The sequence below is a fragment of the Pseudomonas sp. NFACC08-1 genome, from assembly GCF_900106735.1.
Classification (GTDB): domain Bacteria; phylum Pseudomonadota; class Gammaproteobacteria; order Pseudomonadales; family Pseudomonadaceae; genus Aquipseudomonas; species Aquipseudomonas fluorescens_Q.
On the sequence record NZ_FNNL01000004.1, the window covers coordinates 357,402 to 375,911 of the forward strand.

Consider the following 18,510-nt stretch of genomic DNA (forward strand, 5'->3'; position numbering starts at 1 on the left):
TCATGGATAGTGCGTTGCAACTGGACATTTCATTGAGCGCGGCGCTGCAGGCGATCGGCCAGGTCGGGGACCTCAGCATGGGCCAGCCACTCGGGCATTCCCGACGCGTTGCCGCACTGGCGCGCAGTCTGGCGCAGGCCTCACACGGCGATGGCGAGCACCTGAGGGTGGCGGAGCAGGTCGCCTTGCTGCGCTGGTCCGGCTGCACCGCCAACGCCGAAGGGTTTGCGGATCTGCTCGGTGATGACGTCGATGGCCGCCGCGCGATGCTCGACCTGACCCTGGGCAAAGAGGCCATGAACGCGGTGCATCAGGCGACCCCGCTGGCCGTTGTGCACTGCGAGGTCTCTGGCGAAGTCGCGAAAACCCTCGAACTGGGGGCCGCTGTCGAGGCAGGCTTGTGCCGCGTATTCGAAACCTACGATGGGACTGGCCGGCCGCTGGGCTTGACCCATGAGCACATTCCGGAGGTCGCCTATCAGGTGGTGCTTGCCGGTGATCTGGATATTCTCAGTCGAGCACATGGCTTGGACGCGGCGCTGCGCTGGATCCGCGACCAGTCGGATCGGCGCTATCCCGCTGCCCTCGCGTCGTTGCTCATGGATAACGCCAGGGCGTGGCTGGCAGACCTGGATGGCCGCTCTCAAAACCCGGTCCATGGGGAGGCCGAACGCTCCGTCTCGCTGACCTTGGTGGGGGACGTGATTGACTTGAAGCTACCCTGGCTGGCGGGGCATTCGCGGCGGGTGGCGCATGTCGCCATGGAGACTGCGCGCTTGTGGGGGCTAGGTGAACCCACCCTGATAGCGCTCGGAAAGGCGGCGCTTGTCTACGGTCTGGGTCGGGCAGCCGTTTCCAACCAACTCTGGAACACCGCCGGGGCGCTGCCTTATAGCGCCGCGGAGCGGGTGCACCTGGTTCCCTACTGGACGCAACAGGCGCTGAGGCCTATCAGTGAACTGGCCGTGCCTGCCGAGATTGCCGCCCATGCCTACGAACGGCTCAACGGCAGTGGCTACTTTCGAGGTGTGATGGGGGATGCACTGTGTGCCGAGCATCGACTGTTCGCCACTTCCGTAGCCTGGGTCGCACTCAGGGAAGCCAGGCCCTGGAGGGCGGCCTACGGCGAATCGGAGGCGGCCAGACTGCTGGAGCAGGATGCCGCCAGTGGTTTGTTCGACAAGGCTGTATGCGAAGCGGTTATCGCCGCTGCACGTGGCGAGCGTCGGACTCATCAGCCGAAGAGTTCGTTACTCACCGCACGGGAGTGTCATGTGCTCCTGGAAATCAGCCGTGGCGCCAGTAACAAGCAGGTGGCGCGACTGCTGGACATCAGTCCGAGCACCGTTCGCACACACATGGAAAGCATATTTCGCAAACTGGAATGCTCGACCCGAGCTGCCGCGACTCTGAAAGCATTGACGCTGGGCTTGATCTCCTGATGCCAAGGCGCGGCAGATCGATCATTCTTGGGCGGACGGATTGGCGCGAGCCAGGGCGATGAATGCCTTGACCGCGGCAGAGGGGTTGCGACGGTTCGGGTAGTACAGGCAAAGCTTGTCCCTGGGCGGTGTCCAATCTTCCAACACTCGCTCGAACTGTCCGGCCTGGATTTCATCCTGAACGTCCTGCTCCATGAAAAAGCCGAGCCCCATGCTTTCCTGCACCACTGCCTTGACGACGCTCGGTTCATCGAGCGTGAGCGGGCCGCTCACATCGAGCCTGGTCACTTCCCCATCGCGCTCGAAATGCCAAGGAAAAATCGCCCCATTCGGCAAACGAACACGCAGGCACCGATGGTTGAGCAGATCAGGCGGCGTCCGTGGCCTACCGTATTGCTCGAAGTACGCCGGTGTACCGACCACGGCATACCGCTGCGGCAGGCCGAGGGGGATCACGATCATATCGCTCGGTACGAGGCTCGCGGAACGGACGCCGAAATCGAAGCCGTCAGCGACGATATCCACCAGGCGGCCTTCGGTGACAAGGTCGATGTGTACCTTCGGATGATGCCGCAGGAATTCCATCATCAACGGCAGCAGTGCCGCTCGAGCTGCGCTGGCGAACGCATTGATGCGCAGCGTGCCCGAAGGACCGGCATTGTGAGATCGCACCGCGTCGAGCGCAGTACGCAAATCCTGCAGGGCCGGCCCCACCTGCTCCAGAAAGATCCTGCCCGCTTCGGTAACGGCCACGCTACGCGTCGTACGATTGAACAACCGCGTTTCGAGGCTCGCTTCCAGCTTGGCGATGGTGCTGCTTAGCGCGGTGGTCGAGACATTGAGATCGATGGCGGCTTGTCGGAACGAAGCCCTGCGGGCAACCGCTAGGACAGCGTCCAGCTCGCTCAGGCCTAGACGAGTATCTGACATGAATTATCCTGAATTTTGGGATAGGCCATAAAGTTTATCCCAGTTGAGCAAACTATCGGTCAGGTAGCAAGATCGCTCCCAGCAATCCATCCAGGAGACCGGCCAATGAGCCTTCAGCTTCCCGACGTCGTTGAGACGTACTTCAATATCAGCAATGGCGGCGACGTATCACAGCTTGCGAGCTGCTTCTGCCCACAGGCCACGGTGTTCGATGAAAACCAGACGCATGAGGGCATTCAGGCCATCGAAGCTTGGCAACAGGAGGTCCGGCGGACGTTCTCCTTTGACGTTCAACCTTTGCAGGCGCTGCTGGGGGAGGGCAAGTTGACTGTCATCGCACGGCTTACTGGCGATTTTCCTGGTAGCCCGGTTCATCTGAGTCACGTCTTCACTCTGGAGGGCGATCGAATAGGTGCTCTGGAGATCACCCCATGCTGAACCTTGGCTTGAGTGGTAAGCGAGTCCTCGTCACCGGAGGCACCAAAGGCATCGGGAAGGCTGTAGTCGAGCTGTTCCTGGCGGAGGGCGCGCAGGTGCTTACCTCCGCTCGGAAGGCAAGCGGTACGCTGCCGGATAACCTCTTGGTCCAGGCCGATCTTTCGACCCGGGAAGGCTGTGATGCGGTCGTCGCCGCGACCAGGCAGCGATTGGGCAGTGTGGACATCATTGTCCACGTCCTGGGTGGTTCCTCGGCACCCGGCGGCGGCTTCGCGGCACTGGACGAAGAGCAGTGGCAACGTGAGCTCAATCTGAATCTGTTTCCGGCCGTGCGTCTGGATCGCGCCTTGCTACCGGATATGCTGGAGCGAAAGGAAGGGGTCATCCTCCACGTGACCTCCATCCAGAGTCGGCTGCCGCTGCCGGAAGCTACGACAGCCTACGCAGCGGCCAAGGCTGCGCTTTCGACTTACAGCAAGAGCCTATCGAAAGAGGTTTCGCCCAAGGGCGTCCGTGTTGTCCGGGTTTCGCCGGGCTGGGTGGAAACCGAAGCCTCGGTCGCCTTGGCCGAGCGACTCGCGCAGGAAGCCGGTACTGACTATCAAGGCGGCAAGCAGATCATCATGCAAGCCCTGGGAGGCATCCCGCTCGGGCGCCCCTCGTCCCCGTCAGAGGTGGCCGACCTGATTGGCTTTCTGGCTTCGCCGCGAGCTTCATCTATCACGGGAAGTGAGTTTGTGATCGACGGCGGAACGGTGCCGACGGCCTAGGCGGTGTTTCGGCCGAGACATTACGATGCATCCCGGCGCTGAGCGAGGACGCAGGAACCAGTCAAAGTGTTTTGTGATCAACGGGCTCACGATAAAGACAATGAGGCTTACGGTGATCGGCGTTAGAACCAGTGTTCGATGCCACACAGCCCAATTGTCGGCCAGCGGACTCAATGCGTAGAGCAGGAGCGTCACGATGGGGTAAACGAATACAGTCATGACGATTGCCATTCTGATTCTGGAGGGTCTGATCGGAACGAAGACGGGGCCGTCGCTTGCCTTCAGTCTCTTTGAGTTGCAGTTCATGGCCTTGGGCGTGTTCAAATCACTGGCCTCTCAGTAGTCGGCGCTCGGCCGCTGGCGAAACTTCTTGTACCAGGCGTCAAGGCGCGGATGAGCGGAGCCGAAAGGGTGGTCGAATCTCTCCCGGCATGTTTGAAAAATTGAAAATACCGTGCAATCCACGATCGAAGGCTTGTCTCCTGCCAGGAACTCGTTATCTCCGATCGTCGTCTCCAGGACATCCAGTATTTCGGTGACGTACCCAAAGAGCTTTTCAGCAACCTCCGGTGACGGGGACGGCTCCTTGGCAGGAAAGGATGGGGTCACGTTCCACAGCCAAAGCTGAGCCCGGACTACCAGATCAGTGCCCAGGCGTTCAAGCGACCGTATCTTTGATCGAGAAATGGCGTCCGTCCCAATCATCGGCGTGTCGGGATACAGCTCCTCCAGATATTCGACGATGGCGGCGGAGTCGGTGATGGGCACACCTTCATCGGTGAGGAGTGTCGGGGCTCGTCCGCTGGGATTGATTGCGAGGTATTCGCGCGACTTGTGCTCTCCGCCGGCGTAATCAAGTTCATATCGCGGAACGTCAATCCCCTTTTCGCTCAGGTAGATGATAACGCGCCGCGGATTCGTGCCCTTTTGAAATTGGTAGAGGAGCATACGATCCAACCTCCCGAGTTTGGCATCCGATCACTTCGTGCCCCAGAGATTACCCGCAATACATCCTGTTACAATGGGGCATTTATGCTGTTACTAAAGTGATGCTTTAGGAGGTGTGAAGTGACGTCTGATCGATTAACGCGTGTGCCGGCCAGACAGGCGCTTGCAGACTTCATCCGCCAATGTCGCGAGCGCACGTCTCCAGAATCGCTTGGCCTGCCGCAGGGGCGCCGCCGTCGAACAAAGGGCCTGCGTCGTGAAGAAGTCGCCGCGTTGGCGGGTGTCGGCTTGACCTGGTACACCTGGTTTGAGCAGGGACGCGACATCGCGGTATCGGACGACTTCCTCCAGCGATTGGCGCGAGGGCTTCGGCTCGACCGAGCCGAACGGGAGCACCTTTTTGCCCTGGCCGGCCGTGAGACATTTGCGGATGGAGCTGAAAGTGCCGAGCTTCCTCAGTCGCTCGTAAGGATGATCAATGCTCTCGATCAAGCCGCCTACATAATGGACAGCTCTTGGAATGTGCTGGCCCATAACGAAGCGGCAAGGATCCTGTTTGAAGACTTCGCATTGCCGCGACCGAATATGATCCTCATCGTTTTCTTTTCCGACCACTACCGGCAGAAGATTCAAGACTGGCAGTTCGCCGCGAGGCTTGTCCTGCTCAAGGCGCGCCATGACTATCTGACGGGAGGGAAGAGCCCGATTCTAAAGTCCATCCTCAACGAGGTTCTTCAAGCCGTCCCACAAACGATGCAATGGTGGGATGACCCCGAAATCCTCCCCATCGGCGATACGGACATTACGCTGCGTGATGCACAGGGCCGTTGGCGAAGCTATCGCATCAATATCCTTGTCTCCAAGGACAGGCCCGGACTTCGCATCGCCTTCTACGATGAAAACGTAGCTTAGAGCGGAATGTACCGAACGGATCCCCTCTTTGAGCGAAGAGGTTCGCCACGGCTTCAGGGCCGCCCTCGCCAAGCCCACCATCATCACAAGAAGCGAAGACCCTGATGGCGCCTTAGACCGCTCGGGATGCGGCCCAAGGCAAGGAATGACCAGGCTTGCGTTCTACACCCATAAGTCAGTCACTCCGATCAACTGAAAGACCTCCTCTGCCGGGGGCTCGGCGAAAGTGATGTCCAAGTCACGGTAACCGGAGTGGTCCCCGACCAAGCTCAACTCGAATCGAGCCCCATCGGCGTCGGCTTCGTAGCTCTTCAAGTAAGTCAGGTTCTTGGTTTCATTGAAAACCACGTCCAGCGTGCCGTTGTAACCGTTTCCCAGCCGGGTAAAGCCCAAGGCGGACAAATCGATCGTGTCTTCACCCGCGGTATAGTCAACCAGGCGATCAGTGTGGTTTTCGGTGGCGGTACGGTAGCTGTCGCTCAGTACGTCGAAGCGGAACACATCGTTGTTGCCGCCACCCGTCAATAGGTCCCGGCCCTCTGCGCCAACCAATACATCATTGCCTAGCGCTCCATGAAGGCGATCATCGCCCGCGAATCCTTCGATGATTTCGCCGCGAGCGTTGCCTTGTAAACGATCGGCCTCTTCGGTGCCCATCAGCCTGGCTGGCTGGAACAGGAGGTTGGTTTCATTCAGCGCTTGGCTCAAGTCACCGTCGAAGACCACTTCGAAGCGTTCCCCATCCGCGTTGGCATCGAAACTCTTGAGGTAGGTCCGCGTCCCGCTTTCATTGACTCGAATCGCCAGCGTTCCGTCATGTCCATTGCCCAGCCCGAGGAAGCCCAGGGAGGCGAGGTCGATCGTATCGGTGCTGGGGTCGAAGTCGGTGATGCGGTCGCTATGGGCCGCGGTTGCGGTTCGGTAACTGTCTGTGACTGACTGGTAGCGGAACGTATCGGCCCCGGCACCGCCCGTCAGCAGGTCGCGACCTTGCTGGCCATCGAGCAGATCGTTGCCGGCCCCGCCGAAGATCGCATCGTCGAACGAGGCGGTGCCGAGCAAGAAGTCATCATCGCGGCCACCGTCAAGGTGGTAATAGCCGTCGTCGGGATTGCCAAAGCTGTGGTCCAGGCTGCCGTCGGGGTTCAACTGGACCAGGGCGGCCAGATAGCCGTCCGCGCTGGTACCTTGGCTTGCGCCAATCAACAGCTTGCCGTCGGCCAGTACGACCATGTCGGCTACGGCGAAAGGCGCGCTTTGCGAGCCCCAACTTACCCGACCCTGATTACCGAAATCGGTGTCGAGCGAGCCATCGGCGTTGAGCCGGATGACGGTCGCCACGCCGCCCGAGGCGCCCGCCAGGAGGATTTTGCCGTCATCCTGGAGGACGAGGGCGTCTGCGTGAACATCCAGGGCCAGGCTGCCGCCGTTGGCAAAGCTGCTGTCCAGGGTACCGTCCTGGTTGAGGCGGGTCAGGGTATCTTGCCCCGTGACCAATACCTTCCCGTCTCCCTGCAGCGAAACGTCGATCGTGCGGCTGGGTTGAATGCCGACGGACGCTGGCAGGTGCAGGATCCCGGCCTCTGCGAAAGACGAGACCAAGGCCCCCGTCGCGTCGAAGCGGGCGATATAGATATCCCCAGAGGGATACGCGGCGCTGGCGAAAAAACTGCCGTCGCGTTGCACGGAGAACGACGCTTGCTGGCCTAGAGAGTCATTCCAGTAGAAAGGCACTGTCGCGGTGCCGCCATTCCCGAAACTCGTATCGAGGCTGCCGTCAGCCAAGGTACGGCTTACGCCCGACACCCAGGTGTCGCCTACTTTCACGTATTGCGCCACCAGGTAACCCCCTCCCGGCTGCACCGCGGCATTACCGCCGTCCTCGATATCGAGCGCCACAGGCAGGAGGGATTTACCGTCGCCACTGAAGTGGCGGTCCAGGCTACCGTTGGCATTGAACCGGACCAGGCTGCCGGTGAAGCCTGAATCCTCTTCGCCGCCGAGTCCCAGGCGACTATAGGCGCCAAGCCAGATAGCACCGTCCGGATCGACCGTGATACCGCCGATTTTGTCCGAGCCCCACAAGGACGTGGCGACCATGCCTGTTTTCCCCACGGCTGAAGCGGCGGGCGAAATGCTCTGATTCATGTCCATGCCTCCGATAGCTATTCCGTCGCCAAAAACAATAGACAGGGTTCAGTCTGGTTGCCAGCAGCGGCGACGATAGGGTCGTTCCAGGGATGGCCATACTGGAAAAGGAGGACGAAATGCCGCAGGCCTGTCAGTAATTGAAAGTCATTATCATCTGATATATTCTCGCGACTCCTCCTCGCTTGAGTCGCTTGCGTGTCCAGGCCATCCGATCCTCATTCCACCGACGGCCAGTTCGAGAGCCATTCGAGCGAGCTGCTGCACTTCCTCACACGGCAGGTGAAGTGCGCAGAACTGGCGGCCGACCTGCGCCAGGAGACTTGGCTGCGCTTTCGCCGGCGCGAATCCGGGCAGGAGATCGGCAACCTTCGTGCGTTCCTCTATCGCATCGCGCGCAACCTGATCATCGACTACCGCCGTCAGCAAAAATCCCGTCCGGTCGAGGAGGAGCTATCCATCGAATTGGTCAGTGCCCAGCCGGGTCCGGAGCGAGCGGCAAGCGACGCCCAGCGCCTGGAGCGACTGCAGCGCGTGGTCGAGGGTTTGCCCCCGCACCTGCGCCAGGCGTTGTTGTGGAATCGCCTGGACGGGCTGACCCAGCGTGAGATCGGCGAGCGCCTGGGTGTCTCGGAAAGCATGGCCGGACGCTATATCCTGAAGGCCCTCGAACACTGCCAGCAGCAGATGGACCCGCAGCCGTGAATCATCCTTCGCTTCTCGACCAGGCCCGACAATGGCAGGTGCTGCTGCATTCTGGCCGCGCCACCGCTGCCGATCGCGATGCCGCGCAGGCCTGGCGCCAGGCGGCGCCCGAGCACGAGCAGGCGTTGCGTGAGGTGGAAGGGCTGTGGTCGTTGCTCGGCCAGATAGAACGTCCGGCCGAGCAGCCCCAGGTACGCGTGATACGTCGCCATCGACTGTGGGCGGCCCCGCTTGCCTGCGCTGCGATGCTGTTGCTCGCCCTGTGGTTACCGCGTGGCACCTGGATTGGCCTGTATGCCGACATCAGCACCCAACCGGGGGAGGTGCGCGAGGTGCGGCTGGCCGATGGTTCGCTGCTGACCCTCAACGGCGATTCGGCGCTGGACTGGCAGTTTGTCGACGGTCGCCGCGAGGTCAGGCTGTACCGCGGCGAGGCGGATTTCCAGGTCGCCCATGACCCGGCTCGACCGTTCACTGTCAGGGCCGGCGAGGCGCGCATCCGCGTCACTGGCACGCGCTTCGATGTGCGTCTGGAGGAGGGCGGTGTCGACCTCGCGGTAAGCGAGGGCCGCGTGTTGGCCTCCAGCGAGGGACGCGAGCCGCTGCCCGTGGTCGGCGGGCAGCAGGTGCAGTGGCGCGGCGGGGCGCTGCAGGCGCCGCAGGCACTGGATGCACGCCAGCGCTTGAGCTGGCAGCGCGGCAAGCTGGTGTTCCGCGACCAGCCGCTGGAGCAAGTGTTCGCCGAGCTTGAGCGCAGCCAGTCTGCGCGAGTGCTGTTTGTCGACGAAGCCGCTCGCCGGCTACAGGTGACCGGTGTGTTCGCCCTTGACGACCCACAGGCGGTGTTGAGCGCTGTGGAAACCACCTTGCCTGTGCGTCTGGTGCGCCTGCCGGGGTTGATCCTGGTCACGTCCCGCTGAGCCCCGCGCCGCGCCTGTACCTTCAAAAAAAGAAAATATTTAGGCGGCGATGGTTCAGAAATCATCGCCGCCTTCGTCTTCCGTTCCTGCAAATGCGACTTCTTCGTATTGAAAGCCAAGGACATCAGCATGCGGTCGACTTCCTTCCTCGCGGCGCTAGCCGTTCTTCCCCTGGCCATGGCCGCCGCACAGGCGCGAGCCGTCGAGCTCGACGTGCCTGCCCAGCGGCTCGACGCGGCGCTCATCGATTTCGCCGAGCAGGCCAACGTGCGGTTGCTCTATGACGCCGGCCTGACTCGTGGCAGCGCCATGGTGCCGGCGCTCAAGGGCGACTATTCGGTGGTCGACGGCCTGCAGCGGTTGCTGGAGGGCAGCGGCCTGACCTTCCAGGCCGGCAACGACGGCACCATCACCCTGGTGCCGCTGCCCGAGCAGGGCGTGCTGGAGCTGGGCCCGACCACCATCAGTGGGCTCGCCGAAGACCGTGTCGACCTGCCGGCCGAGTACGCCGGCGGGGAGGCGGCGCGCGGTGCCCGCATCGGCGTGCTGGGCAACCAGGACATGCAAGATGTGCCCTTCGCCTTCTCCAGCTACACCTCCGAGCTGATCGAGAAGCGCCAGGCGCAGACCCTGGCCGATGTGCTGGCCAGCGATCCGGGTGTGCGTCAGTCGTTTGGCTTCGGCAACTTCTCCCAAGTGTTCGTCGTGCGCGGGTTCCAGCTGTTCAGCGACGACATTGCCTTCAACGGCCTGTACGGCATTCTGCCGCGCCAGATCATCTCCACCGAGTCGGTCGAGCGGGTCGAGGTGTTCAAGGGGGCCAACGCCTTTGTCAATGGCGTATCGCCGTCGGGCAGCGGTGTCGGCGGGGCGATCAACGTGGTCTCCAAGCGTGCCGAGGACACCCCCACGCGCAGCGCCACCCTGGACTATGCCAGCGACAGTCGGGTAGGCGGGCACCTCGACCTGGGCCAGCGCTTCGGCGAGGACAACCGCTTCGGCGTGCGGGTGAACCTGGCCCAGCGCGAGGGCGAGACCGCGGTGGACGATGAGCACTCGCGCTTCAGCCTGGCCACCCTCGGTCTGGATTACCGCGGTGACCGTCTGCGCCTGTCCGCGGACCTCGGTTACCAGAAGCAACGGGTCAATGAGGGACGCTCGGTGGTCTACCTGACCACGACGGGGCCCACCAGCACACTCAACGGCAAGACGCCGTCGGCACCCGACGCCGACCACAACTACGCGCAACCCTGGAGCTGGTCGCAGCTCGAAGACACCTATGGCATGTTCAGCGCCGAGTACGACCTGTCGCCCACATGGACCGCCTACCTGAGCGCCGGCGGCAAATACACGCGGGAGAACGGCGTCTACGCCTCCAACTACGTCTATGGCGCGAATGGCGACGCCCGTATCGGCCGCCTCTATTCGCCGCTGGACCAGGAAACCCTCAGCGCCGTCACCGGGCTGCGCGGCGAACTCGCCACCGGGCCGGTCAGCCACCGCATCAACCTGGCCGCCAACGGTATCTGGCAGGAGAAGCGCAACGCGTTCGAGTCCACCGCGGCGGGCAGTCGCGGCTTCGGCAATCTGTATGAGGGCCAGCCCGTCGCCGAGCCGCCGGCCACCAGCGTCTCCGGCGACATTCACGACCCGGACACCACCGCCAAGGTACAGAACCGTAGCCTGGCGGTGTCCGACACCCTGGGCTTGCTCGACGACCGCGTGCTCCTGACCCTGGGTGTGCGCCGCCAATCCATCGGCGCCGACGCCTGGAACGCGGCCAGCGGTGCCCGCACCTCCAGCTATCAGGAAAGCATCACCACGCCGGCCTATGGCCTGGTGATCAAGCCCACCGAGTTCCTGTCGCTCTATGCCAACCGCGTCGAGTCGCTGCAACAGGGCCCGACCGCGCCGGCCGCCGCGCTCAACAACGGCGAGATGTTCGCGCCCTATCGCTCCAAGCAGACCGAGGTGGGCGCCAAGCTCGATTGGGGCACCTTCGGCGGCAGCCTCAGCCTGTTCCGCATCGAGCAGCCGCAAGGCGTGCTCGGCGGCGACGGCTACTACCGGGTGGATGCCGAGCAGCGCAACCGCGGCGTGGAACTGAGCCTGTTCGGCGAACCGCTGGACGGCCTGCGCCTCCTGAGCGGCGCCACCTGGACCAAAGCCGAACTTAGCGGCACCGCTGGTGGGCGCGACGATGGCAACCAGGCGGTGGGGGTGCCGAAATTCCAGTTCAATCTGGGCGCCGACTGGGATGTGCCCGGCTTGCCCGGGGTGAGCCTGAACGGCCTGCTACTGCGCACCGGCGGCCAGTTCGTAGACAGCGCCAACGAATACAGCATCCCCGCCTGGACCCGCGTCGACTTGGGCGCGCGCTATCGGACGAAAATGGAGGGCCGCGGGGTGACCTTCAACGCGATGCTGGAGAATGTTGCCGATGAGAATTACTGGGCCTCGGCTAATGGTGGTTATCTGACCCAAGGGGCGCCGCGTACGTTGAAGGTGTCGGCTACTGTTGATTTTTGAGGTTGCTGGCGTTAAAGAGGCGCCGTTGCAAGTTGTGTGATTATGCTAAAGGCGGTTTTGCCAGACGCTCTGAGAGGCTGCATTTGCGGCCTCTGTTGTTATTGATTTGATTGGAGTCTTGCGCGCTAGACAGGAATCGGCCCAGAGTGTGTAAAAACGCCTTCGCAAACCCTTGCTATGATTTCTGAAGATTTCATCGAAAGGATCGCCCATGAAGCGTTCCATACAAGGTGAGCATCGGGGCCAAAGCACGTTGCTCCCCGAAAGCCGAAATTTCAACTCTAAGCCTACGGTGCTCGCACGGTCTGACCCGGACCAGAAGCCCGATAACTGAAGACTACCTCATCCTGATCAGAACCTCGTGAGTCATCCTCAATTTTCAATATCCGGGCCGCCAGAGTACTTCCATCTTCATTTCTAGCTAGGAAGACTTCGCCCGTACGAACGGTGTACACACGAGAACTGCTATCGTAGCCCTCAAATAAAAGGGGTGAATGTTTTTCAGCACCTTTTACACGAGCCACTCTTGTACCACCAGTAGAGTAAACGTGAATTGACTCGTTGCTTGCCTTGCTGAAGTGGAGTTTGAATGCGCCTACATTCGATACCAATACTACGACCTCCCCATTTTGAGTTGAGTAGTCGAATCCAATTACATTCTCAGAATACGAATTTTCGTACTCCGCGCTCGCAGGGCTCGACGCCTCAGCTTCTCTTACATCCTCGACGACAGCCGCTTCTACACCGACTTGAGCAAGGAGCTCCGCCAACTTCAATAATTCTAGGTTCTTCCCCCCGGAAGCTCTACGGTATTCATCAATTAGTTCAGGTCGCGGGTAAACACCTTGATGATTGGATCCTACTCGCCAGTCAGCTTTTTCATCGCCGGTCACGAAAATAAGATCTTGTTGCATTGTCTTGCCGATATCCAGGATCGTTTTCCAGATGAGAAAATCGCCCAAACCTTTATCAGATTTTCTCTGATCCTTATATCCAGGAGGTATCTTCGAAGCTCTGCGGACCTCCCATTCTTTTTCTATATCTGCACGGACATACTCAAAATCAACTACAACACCTTGTTTGAATATTTCTTGGTATGCCAACGTAACAGGGTCGTCTCCACGCCAGCCCTTCATACGACTGATCAATTTTTGGAGAACTTTTGCATACTCGCTTCCTGCTTCACTTAGTTTTGCACCGGCTGCTTGAGCAGGACCAGCTTCCTCCAAGTCCTTAAAAAAATGAGGCAGTGTCGCAACGACACTCCCAACGCCGCTCGTCTTGTCGTGAACGTTCTTGAGTATACTTGCGAGCTTACCATCTCGGTTTTTGAGATATTCCCGAACAACACGGGCTGGCACCCTTAATCGCCCTTCGCCAGCAAGCCTGCCTATCAGTGATTTAATTTCTTTGAATTCCCGACCGCCGATGGTGAAAGGGAGCAGCAAGACATTTGTATCCAAAACAATGAGAACGTCGGCATTCGCAGCAGACAGAACAGACGCGTTCAGGAGATCATCGACCTTCGGATAAACGTCCTCAAGAGCCCAAATTGAGTCTGGAGCATCGTCTGCGTCCACGGCCGCTTTCAACGTTTCAGATTTAGCCATAAAACATTCCTTGTCAGATAAGGGGGGCATAGTCACCGAAGCGAAAACCTTCAGTAGCGATGGCCTTTTACTCCGATTAAACCAATGCTGCAACAGGTTATAATTGCTCCGCTTCCAAAGTTTAGTGTCGTCAAGAGCGGAAAGTAATCGCACGGCAGAGGTAGCTTTTGGCCGATTTCTGTCTGTAAAAAAGGGCATCAGTCGACCCCAAGCGGACATCCAGACGCTCGAATGCTATCGCGTTTGCGTGAGCTTGGAAAAGACTTCGTGCCTAATTGACCTTGAGCTCCGACTTCGGCAACCTTCTACGGCGCCCTCAATTGCCTACTATTTGGTGTAATAGAAATACTACTAGGAAGAATATGGACTTTAAAGATCTAGCCACTCTCCGGCGGGAGCTACAGAGTTTTAGCTGTGGAACAATAGGGTAGCCATATTTTTCTGATAACAAGTCTGTCCCACTTTTTCATGTCATATTGGACAGGAACTAGGTTTTGTTATCTGAAGGGTTAGAGAGGTTTGATGATGACCAGACATCTTTATCTCACCACTTTGTGGGTCAAGAACCAAGTCGCTAAGACCTGCTGGATATGATTCATTTGTTGAAAGCCGAACTACTGGGAAATAGCCCTCTCTCAAAAATGACTGATATGTTTTTGATTTCGTGCCGGTTTGAAGCAGCGTAAAGTTGGCCTTCATTACAACGTCGTCTTGTTCATTTAGCTGATAAAACACATCCGCGAATAAATCGATCGCCTGTGTCCCAATCGCAACATAGCCAAAAGCATCTAGCGTGGCCCCATTAACGCCTGCAGCAACAAAATCCTTGAAGGTTGTTTTGCTACCCTCTGGCAGCTGAGCGTTGATAATCTTCGTAGAATCTGTAATGTCCTTTTTGACCTTCGTAAGCTCGTCATGATCTTTTTCCGATACATACAGGCTGAAAGTGATAGGGCCGCCATAATACTTTCGTGGGCCGTACAAAATCAGATTATCCACAGTCAGAGGGCGACTCTTGAGTTGGCCTTTCGATTCATGGATAGAAAGCTGTTTACCGGGGGCGGTTGTTCCTGCTGGTAATTCAGTTGGCGTCTCGTAAACCTGAGAGGTAAAGGAAATCTCGTTTCTAGTTTTATCCTCACCTATCAAATTTCTCTCGAACCAAGTCTCGAAGTTTTGATTCAGGTTGCCGGTATTCATGACGACCATGATACAGTCCCCGGCATGGAATTCATCGCCCTGAAGATTAGCTTTAGCAACATTTGGATCATATGACGGCAAAAAATTCGATTTTCCTCCCTTTGGTATAGGCGGGCTCAGTGAGTTCGAGTCCACAGGTACGTAAGCAACGAAGGAGTTGGACTCCAGTTCGTTGAATTTTTCTTGATAAAAAGTGCATCCGGAAAGCACGGTTGTGCCAATTATTACCAGCAGTGCGGCTCTTTTCATCGCTCTCTCCCATACGATTCATACCGAAGACTGGATAGCAGTACAGCACAGATTCGGCAAAATGCCACTATCTGAGCGTGAGTCAAATCACTGGTGCATCAGCTCTTTCAGGATGAGATGAGGTTTGGCCGTTTTGGAGCATTGGAAGGCTTATCGTGGTTTTCAAGCATTGCAGGTGATGAGAAGCCAAAACCTATCGAGCGGTATCACTTCTTAATTCCATAAAACCCAGAGCAGTCCAACGCCAAAACTCAGCGGCGTCGAAGCGTCTGCTGCAGTGCCTTGTTGGGCCTGCGATATAGGATTAGATGCAACTTAGAGCGGGCTGATCGCCAACTGGTGGGCGTCGGAGGCCTGTCTGCTGATCCGTTCACGCATACCCGCACAGGAAGGCTGCGGCGTGTTTATGCGACTCCTGCGTCACGGAGGCAACAGTTTGGCAGGCGGCTGGTTAGCGCTTTGCTTGCCCACGCCGCTTTGCACTTTGAAAGTGTGCGTCTTTACACCGACCCTTCTGAGTGAAGCACTTTTCACCTACGCTGCGGCTTCAGACGAACTCAAGATGCTCATGCGACGCATGTCGTGCAGCTAAGAAACCTCTGACTCTGGCAGATATCGGCCAGAAGCGGTCAGTGTGTGCCTTGACGGAAAGAGAGGCGGATGCCAATTTAACATCAAAGCGAGAGGTCAAGGAGTGACGCGTGAAGATCACTATTAACGTGTTCCTGCTCAAGGAAGGGCGAACCGCTCAGGACGCACTTTCCGATGAGGTCAACTTGCGACCTATTGCTTTTTCATTGGGCGATGTTGAGTGCCTTTTTTACCATCAGAAAAACCCTTCCCATCCGAAGTGGACGCAACTATTTGGTGCCATCCCAGAAGTGGCTGGCCTCGACCTTACAGGCAGATCGCTCAAAGCCCTTCTTGTTCTGGCAGTCAACGACAGGGTTTTTTGCTTCACTTTTGGCCACGCCAGGCACTTGATCGATCAGCTAGCCATTGAGCGTTATTTCGGGCTGCGCACGGCGCTTAGCTTGACTGATCCACTACTGATCAAGTCCGTGGAAAAGTCCAATATTGATCGCACACCGCTGCGCTCAAAGGCGCAGTCATCAAGGCTGCTGTCGATTTCGGAGTTCGATTTTAAGTTCGATTCGGAGATCCTGAAATCGCTAACCGGCATCGTGGAAAACGATCAGAATGAGGGCGAGTACGTTAGCGGTTCGGACTCATTGGCGTTGCATTCCGATGTAAAACTCGAAGACTTCCCGGAGATCGCGCTTCGACTGTTGACGGCGTATGAAGACGAGCACTGCAAGGAAAAATATCCCTGGATGGACTTCATCGTCCCGGTACGTGACTCCACACTGATGGTCCAGCTGGACGGGCTTCTAGTGGCTGCGATAAATATAGAACAGTTCGACCGAGTCCGCGCGGCGCCACCTGAGCTACTTAGCAATGACATCAGCGGCTTCGGATATGTGAAACACAGCGCCCGATCTCGCAACGGCCCAACGATCGCATTCGACCTCGATCTGCGGCAGGCATTGCTCGCTAAGCACCTTCTGCGAGGTATCACCCGCCAGGCGCTGGCATCCGAACGCATCTACCTTTACGGTGCAGATGAGCAACGGCTTGCTGCGTGGCCTATGTATACGTGCCTTGAGGCGGAGATCGAACACGAAGGAAAAATCTATTTGCTCAGCGAGGGTGATTGGTACCAGATTGACCGCGATTACACCGAACAAGTGAACCGCTTCTTTGACGCTGCAGTTCCATGCAACTTGGTGTTTCCTCCGTATGGAACCGACCACGAGGGCGCTTACCTCAGACGTATTGCAGACAACATAAATTTCTATCTGCTCGACCAGAAGTTAGTGAGGTTGCCGGGGGCTGGTGGCCCATTCGAATTTTGTGACCTGCTCACGCCGGATCACCACATCATCCACGTCAAGAAGTACTCATCGTCGAGCGTGCTGAGTCATCTCTTTTCTCAGGCCTATGTTTCCGCTGAAGCTTTGATCAACACCTCCGATGTCGTTACTCAGGTGAACGGCTATCTGGCGGAGTTGGGTAATTTTCAGTTCACCTTCAACCCTGTCACGCAACCGCGCAACAAAATCGTGTTCGCTATCATGCAACCCAACGATACGTTGCACATGCCGTTTTTCTCGAAGGTTAATTTCCGGCAGTTTGCCCAGCGGCTTGGTGCAATGGGCTATCAGGTTGAGGTTTGTAGAATCGGTAATTGACCCATCTGGCCACGGTCAATCAGACCGACCAACACATCTCAATGGGATAACAGTGATGCCCGGCACCGAAAAGTGAGAGGATCTCGACACCGGCCTCAGCATGTCTGGCGCACGGATCGATCAATTCGCCTTTTTAGTGCTTCATGACTGCTACTGTGGTCGTTTTCTACCTTTTCCGACCGGCAGAGAACGGCCAGGAGCGGACGTATCCCCGATTGCCTACCCGCGTCTTCAGAGCTAACCTCATCCCTTCTCCACTCCACGCGCAGAGGGACTTGCCGTCATGGTGCATAACTGCCTTACCCCCCAACGTCTCGAATGCCGTATGGCAGAGCTGCTTTTTGTGCTGCCTCTTCAGAGTGTTATCTACCAAGCCCCACTGGGGTGTTTTTCCCCAGTTGAGGTCTATTTCAAGTTAGAAGACTGAGACTATGCGCCCATGAAAGCTAAAGCCATAAAAAAAGCGCGAGACCGGGCGCTTAAAGAGCGAGAGAACAGAATAAAAAAGTCCGAAGATTCGGCCGCAAAACGACGCAAGCTAGAAGTTGAGAACAGGGAACGCCAGAAAAGAAAATTTATCAATGAGTTAAAGGCAGGAAAGGTAAAATTAAAACCTCGTTCACCAGAGCCAAACCAACCGATATTTGCCCATAAAAAAATCATGAGAACAGAGGTCATTCTCGATCTCCAAACGACACCCAATAAATCAAACAGCGAATATAGGCTAGATGGCGATACGAAATGGATATAACTTATCTTCTAACAATGCGCTCACTGGGACCGGCTAAAGCCGGCCCCTTAGCTTAATCGTTATGTATCACGGAGCTAGCATAAAAGATCGCAAGTTATACTTCCTCGTAAAATTTGCTCAGTACAAGTTTATGAAACAACTCTTTGATACTGGCTTCATCTATATGCAAAGGCTACGTGCGCTTCAAGATATCGAACATGATCAGATTGGCGACAAAAATGAAGGATTAAGTCATGCGCTCCAGCCTGATCAAGTAGTTTAAAAGTGAATGATTTGGAAATTGAAGGGAACGCTGGCCCAATTCGTATTGTGGAGTCCAATGCATACAATCCGTTAATTTTCTGCTTGTATGGCTTTACCGATGATTGCATCGACAAAAACAACAACCATATCGACGCTCGTTGTTGTGAATTCGGTGATTATGCTGTTGTAATCACCGATATAACCAAGTTTTATCAGATGATTGGCAATGCCTTCAAACAGGTAGGCAACGGAACAATAAAGGCACAATTAGTCGAGTATGTATCTTACAAAGAACATCACGGTGAAATGGGGCCATTCAGAAAATATGATAATTTTGGCCGCCAGAGTGAATTCAGATTTGTGTACGAAGATAACGGTAAAGCATCTATTGATACATTAGAAATAGGCTGCCTTGATGGGGTGGAAATATTGTGCCCATCGGATCAAGTCAATGGTTAATACA

The 18,510-nt window shown here is 57.2% G+C and carries 17 protein-coding genes; 12 read left to right on the forward strand and 5 right to left on the reverse strand.

Features of this window, described 5'->3' with window-relative positions:
- The first annotated feature begins 2 nt into the window (after positions 1-2).
- Positions 3-1,442, forward strand: a complete 1,440-nt coding sequence (locus BLU76_RS11375; RefSeq protein ID WP_092144605.1) for an HD domain-containing phosphohydrolase — start codon at positions 3-5, stop codon at positions 1,440-1,442.
- Between the two features lie 21 nt (positions 1,443-1,463).
- Here BLU76_RS11375 and BLU76_RS11380 read toward each other — a convergent pair whose 3' ends face one another.
- Positions 1,464-2,372 carry a LysR family transcriptional regulator gene (locus BLU76_RS11380; protein WP_063320578.1) on the reverse strand — a complete coding sequence of 303 codons (909 nt, stop codon included), beginning with the start codon at positions 2,370-2,372 and terminating at the stop codon, positions 1,464-1,466.
- A 105-nt stretch (positions 2,373-2,477) separates the two neighbouring features.
- Between BLU76_RS11380 and BLU76_RS11385 the strand changes: the two genes are divergently transcribed.
- The 3 genes from BLU76_RS11385 to BLU76_RS31850 all read left to right on the forward strand — a co-directional run bounded on the left by BLU76_RS11385 (position 2,478) and on the right by BLU76_RS31850 (position 3,923).
- Positions 2,478-2,810, forward strand: coding sequence for a nuclear transport factor 2 family protein (locus BLU76_RS11385; protein WP_092144609.1), 333 nt, complete (start codon positions 2,478-2,480; stop codon positions 2,808-2,810).
- Positions 2,804-3,580: an SDR family oxidoreductase gene (locus BLU76_RS11390; protein ID WP_092144611.1), complete on the forward strand. Its 777-nt coding sequence runs from the start codon at positions 2,804-2,806 to the stop codon at positions 3,578-3,580. The genes BLU76_RS11385 and BLU76_RS11390 overlap by 7 nt, the downstream gene beginning before the upstream one ends.
- Positions 3,581-3,797: 217 nt before the next feature.
- A complete protein-coding gene (locus tag BLU76_RS31850) occupies positions 3,798-3,923 on the forward strand; it encodes a hypothetical protein (RefSeq protein WP_256572671.1) in 126 nt (41 codons plus the stop codon).
- On the opposite strand, the gene BLU76_RS11400 is transcribed toward BLU76_RS31850, so the two are convergent.
- Positions 3,917-4,528, reverse strand: coding sequence for a glutathione S-transferase family protein (locus BLU76_RS11400; RefSeq protein ID WP_092144612.1), 612 nt, complete (start codon positions 4,526-4,528; stop codon positions 3,917-3,919). The genes BLU76_RS31850 and BLU76_RS11400 overlap by 7 nt on opposite strands.
- Positions 4,529-4,648: 120 nt before the next feature.
- On the opposite strand from BLU76_RS11400, the gene BLU76_RS11405 reads away from it, so the two are divergent.
- A complete protein-coding gene (locus tag BLU76_RS11405; RefSeq protein WP_092144615.1) occupies positions 4,649-5,440 on the forward strand; it encodes an MmyB family transcriptional regulator in 792 nt (263 codons plus the stop codon).
- 162 nt (positions 5,441-5,602) lie between these two features.
- Here the strand turns inward: BLU76_RS11405 and BLU76_RS11410 are convergent, their stop codons facing one another.
- Positions 5,603-7,588: a M10 family metallopeptidase C-terminal domain-containing protein gene (locus tag BLU76_RS11410; RefSeq protein WP_092144617.1), complete on the reverse strand. Its 1,986-nt coding sequence runs from the start codon at positions 7,586-7,588 to the stop codon at positions 5,603-5,605.
- Positions 7,589-7,786: 198 nt separating this feature from the next.
- On the opposite strand from BLU76_RS11410, the gene BLU76_RS11415 reads away from it, so the two are divergent.
- The 3 genes from BLU76_RS11415 to BLU76_RS11425 all read left to right on the forward strand — a co-directional run bounded on the left by BLU76_RS11415 (position 7,787) and on the right by BLU76_RS11425 (position 11,742).
- The gene (locus BLU76_RS11415) at positions 7,787-8,293 is read left to right on the forward strand and encodes an RNA polymerase sigma factor (protein ID WP_092144619.1); all 507 of its coding nucleotides are present in this window, start codon (positions 7,787-7,789) and stop codon (positions 8,291-8,293) included.
- Positions 8,290-9,213, forward strand: a complete 924-nt coding sequence (locus BLU76_RS11420; RefSeq protein ID WP_092144621.1) for a FecR family protein — start codon at positions 8,290-8,292, stop codon at positions 9,211-9,213. The genes BLU76_RS11415 and BLU76_RS11420 overlap by 4 nt, the downstream gene beginning before the upstream one ends.
- Positions 9,214-9,342: 129 nt before the next feature.
- Positions 9,343-11,742 (forward strand): TonB-dependent receptor, encoded by a 2,400-nt coding sequence (locus BLU76_RS11425; RefSeq protein WP_092144623.1) that lies wholly within the window; start codon positions 9,343-9,345, stop codon positions 11,740-11,742.
- Between the two features lie 287 nt (positions 11,743-12,029).
- On the opposite strand, the gene BLU76_RS11430 is transcribed toward BLU76_RS11425, so the two are convergent.
- Positions 12,030-13,352, reverse strand: a complete 1,323-nt coding sequence (locus tag BLU76_RS11430) for a PIN domain-containing protein (protein WP_092222768.1) — start codon at positions 13,350-13,352, stop codon at positions 12,030-12,032.
- Between the two features lie 471 nt (positions 13,353-13,823).
- Positions 13,824-14,801, reverse strand: a complete 978-nt coding sequence (locus BLU76_RS11435) for a hypothetical protein (protein ID WP_092144627.1) — start codon at positions 14,799-14,801, stop codon at positions 13,824-13,826.
- A 285-nt stretch (positions 14,802-15,086) separates the two neighbouring features.
- Between BLU76_RS11435 and BLU76_RS32300 the strand changes: the two genes are divergently transcribed.
- The 4 genes from BLU76_RS32300 (at position 15,087) to BLU76_RS30670 (ending at position 18,506) form a co-directional block, all read left to right on the forward strand.
- Positions 15,087-15,323 (forward strand): GNAT family N-acetyltransferase, encoded by a 237-nt coding sequence (locus BLU76_RS32300; protein WP_371856943.1) that lies wholly within the window; start codon positions 15,087-15,089, stop codon positions 15,321-15,323.
- Positions 15,324-15,502: 179 nt separating this feature from the next.
- Positions 15,503-17,053 (forward strand): TIGR04141 family sporadically distributed protein, encoded by a 1,551-nt coding sequence (locus tag BLU76_RS11445; RefSeq protein ID WP_092144631.1) that lies wholly within the window; start codon positions 15,503-15,505, stop codon positions 17,051-17,053.
- Between the two features lie 439 nt (positions 17,054-17,492).
- The gene (locus BLU76_RS30665) at positions 17,493-17,804 is read left to right on the forward strand and encodes a hypothetical protein (RefSeq protein ID WP_139199609.1); all 312 of its coding nucleotides are present in this window, start codon (positions 17,493-17,495) and stop codon (positions 17,802-17,804) included.
- Positions 17,805-18,068: 264 nt separating this feature from the next.
- Positions 18,069-18,506: a hypothetical protein gene (locus BLU76_RS30670; RefSeq protein ID WP_139199610.1), complete on the forward strand. Its 438-nt coding sequence runs from the start codon at positions 18,069-18,071 to the stop codon at positions 18,504-18,506.
- Positions 18,507-18,510: the final 4 nt, after the last annotated feature.

Excerpts from the sequence above, each read along its gene's own strand:
- BLU76_RS11410 (WP_092144617.1), bottom strand. The coding sequence starts at position 7,588 with ATGAATCAGAGCATTTCGCCCGCCGCTTCAGCCGTGGGGAAAACAGGC.
- BLU76_RS11430 (WP_092222768.1), bottom strand. The coding sequence starts at position 13,352 with ATGGCTAAATCTGAAACGTTGAAAGCGGCCGTGGACGCAGACGATGCT.
- BLU76_RS11380 (WP_063320578.1), bottom strand. The coding sequence starts at position 2,372 with ATGTCAGATACTCGTCTAGGCCTGAGCGAGCTGGACGCTGTCCTAGCG.
- BLU76_RS31850 (WP_256572671.1), top strand. The coding sequence starts at position 3,798 with ATGACGATTGCCATTCTGATTCTGGAGGGTCTGATCGGAACGAAGACG.
- BLU76_RS11435 (WP_092144627.1), bottom strand. The coding sequence starts at position 14,801 with ATGAAAAGAGCCGCACTGCTGGTAATAATTGGCACAACCGTGCTTTCC.
- BLU76_RS11400 (WP_092144612.1), bottom strand. The coding sequence starts at position 4,528 with ATGCTCCTCTACCAATTTCAAAAGGGCACGAATCCGCGGCGCGTTATC.
- BLU76_RS11385 (WP_092144609.1), top strand. The coding sequence starts at position 2,478 with ATGAGCCTTCAGCTTCCCGACGTCGTTGAGACGTACTTCAATATCAGC.
- BLU76_RS30665 (WP_139199609.1), top strand. The coding sequence starts at position 17,493 with ATGAAAGCTAAAGCCATAAAAAAAGCGCGAGACCGGGCGCTTAAAGAG.
- BLU76_RS11390 (WP_092144611.1), top strand. The coding sequence starts at position 2,804 with ATGCTGAACCTTGGCTTGAGTGGTAAGCGAGTCCTCGTCACCGGAGGC.
- BLU76_RS11425 (WP_092144623.1), top strand. The coding sequence starts at position 9,343 with ATGCGGTCGACTTCCTTCCTCGCGGCGCTAGCCGTTCTTCCCCTGGCC.
- BLU76_RS11375 (WP_092144605.1), top strand. The coding sequence starts at position 3 with ATGGATAGTGCGTTGCAACTGGACATTTCATTGAGCGCGGCGCTGCAG.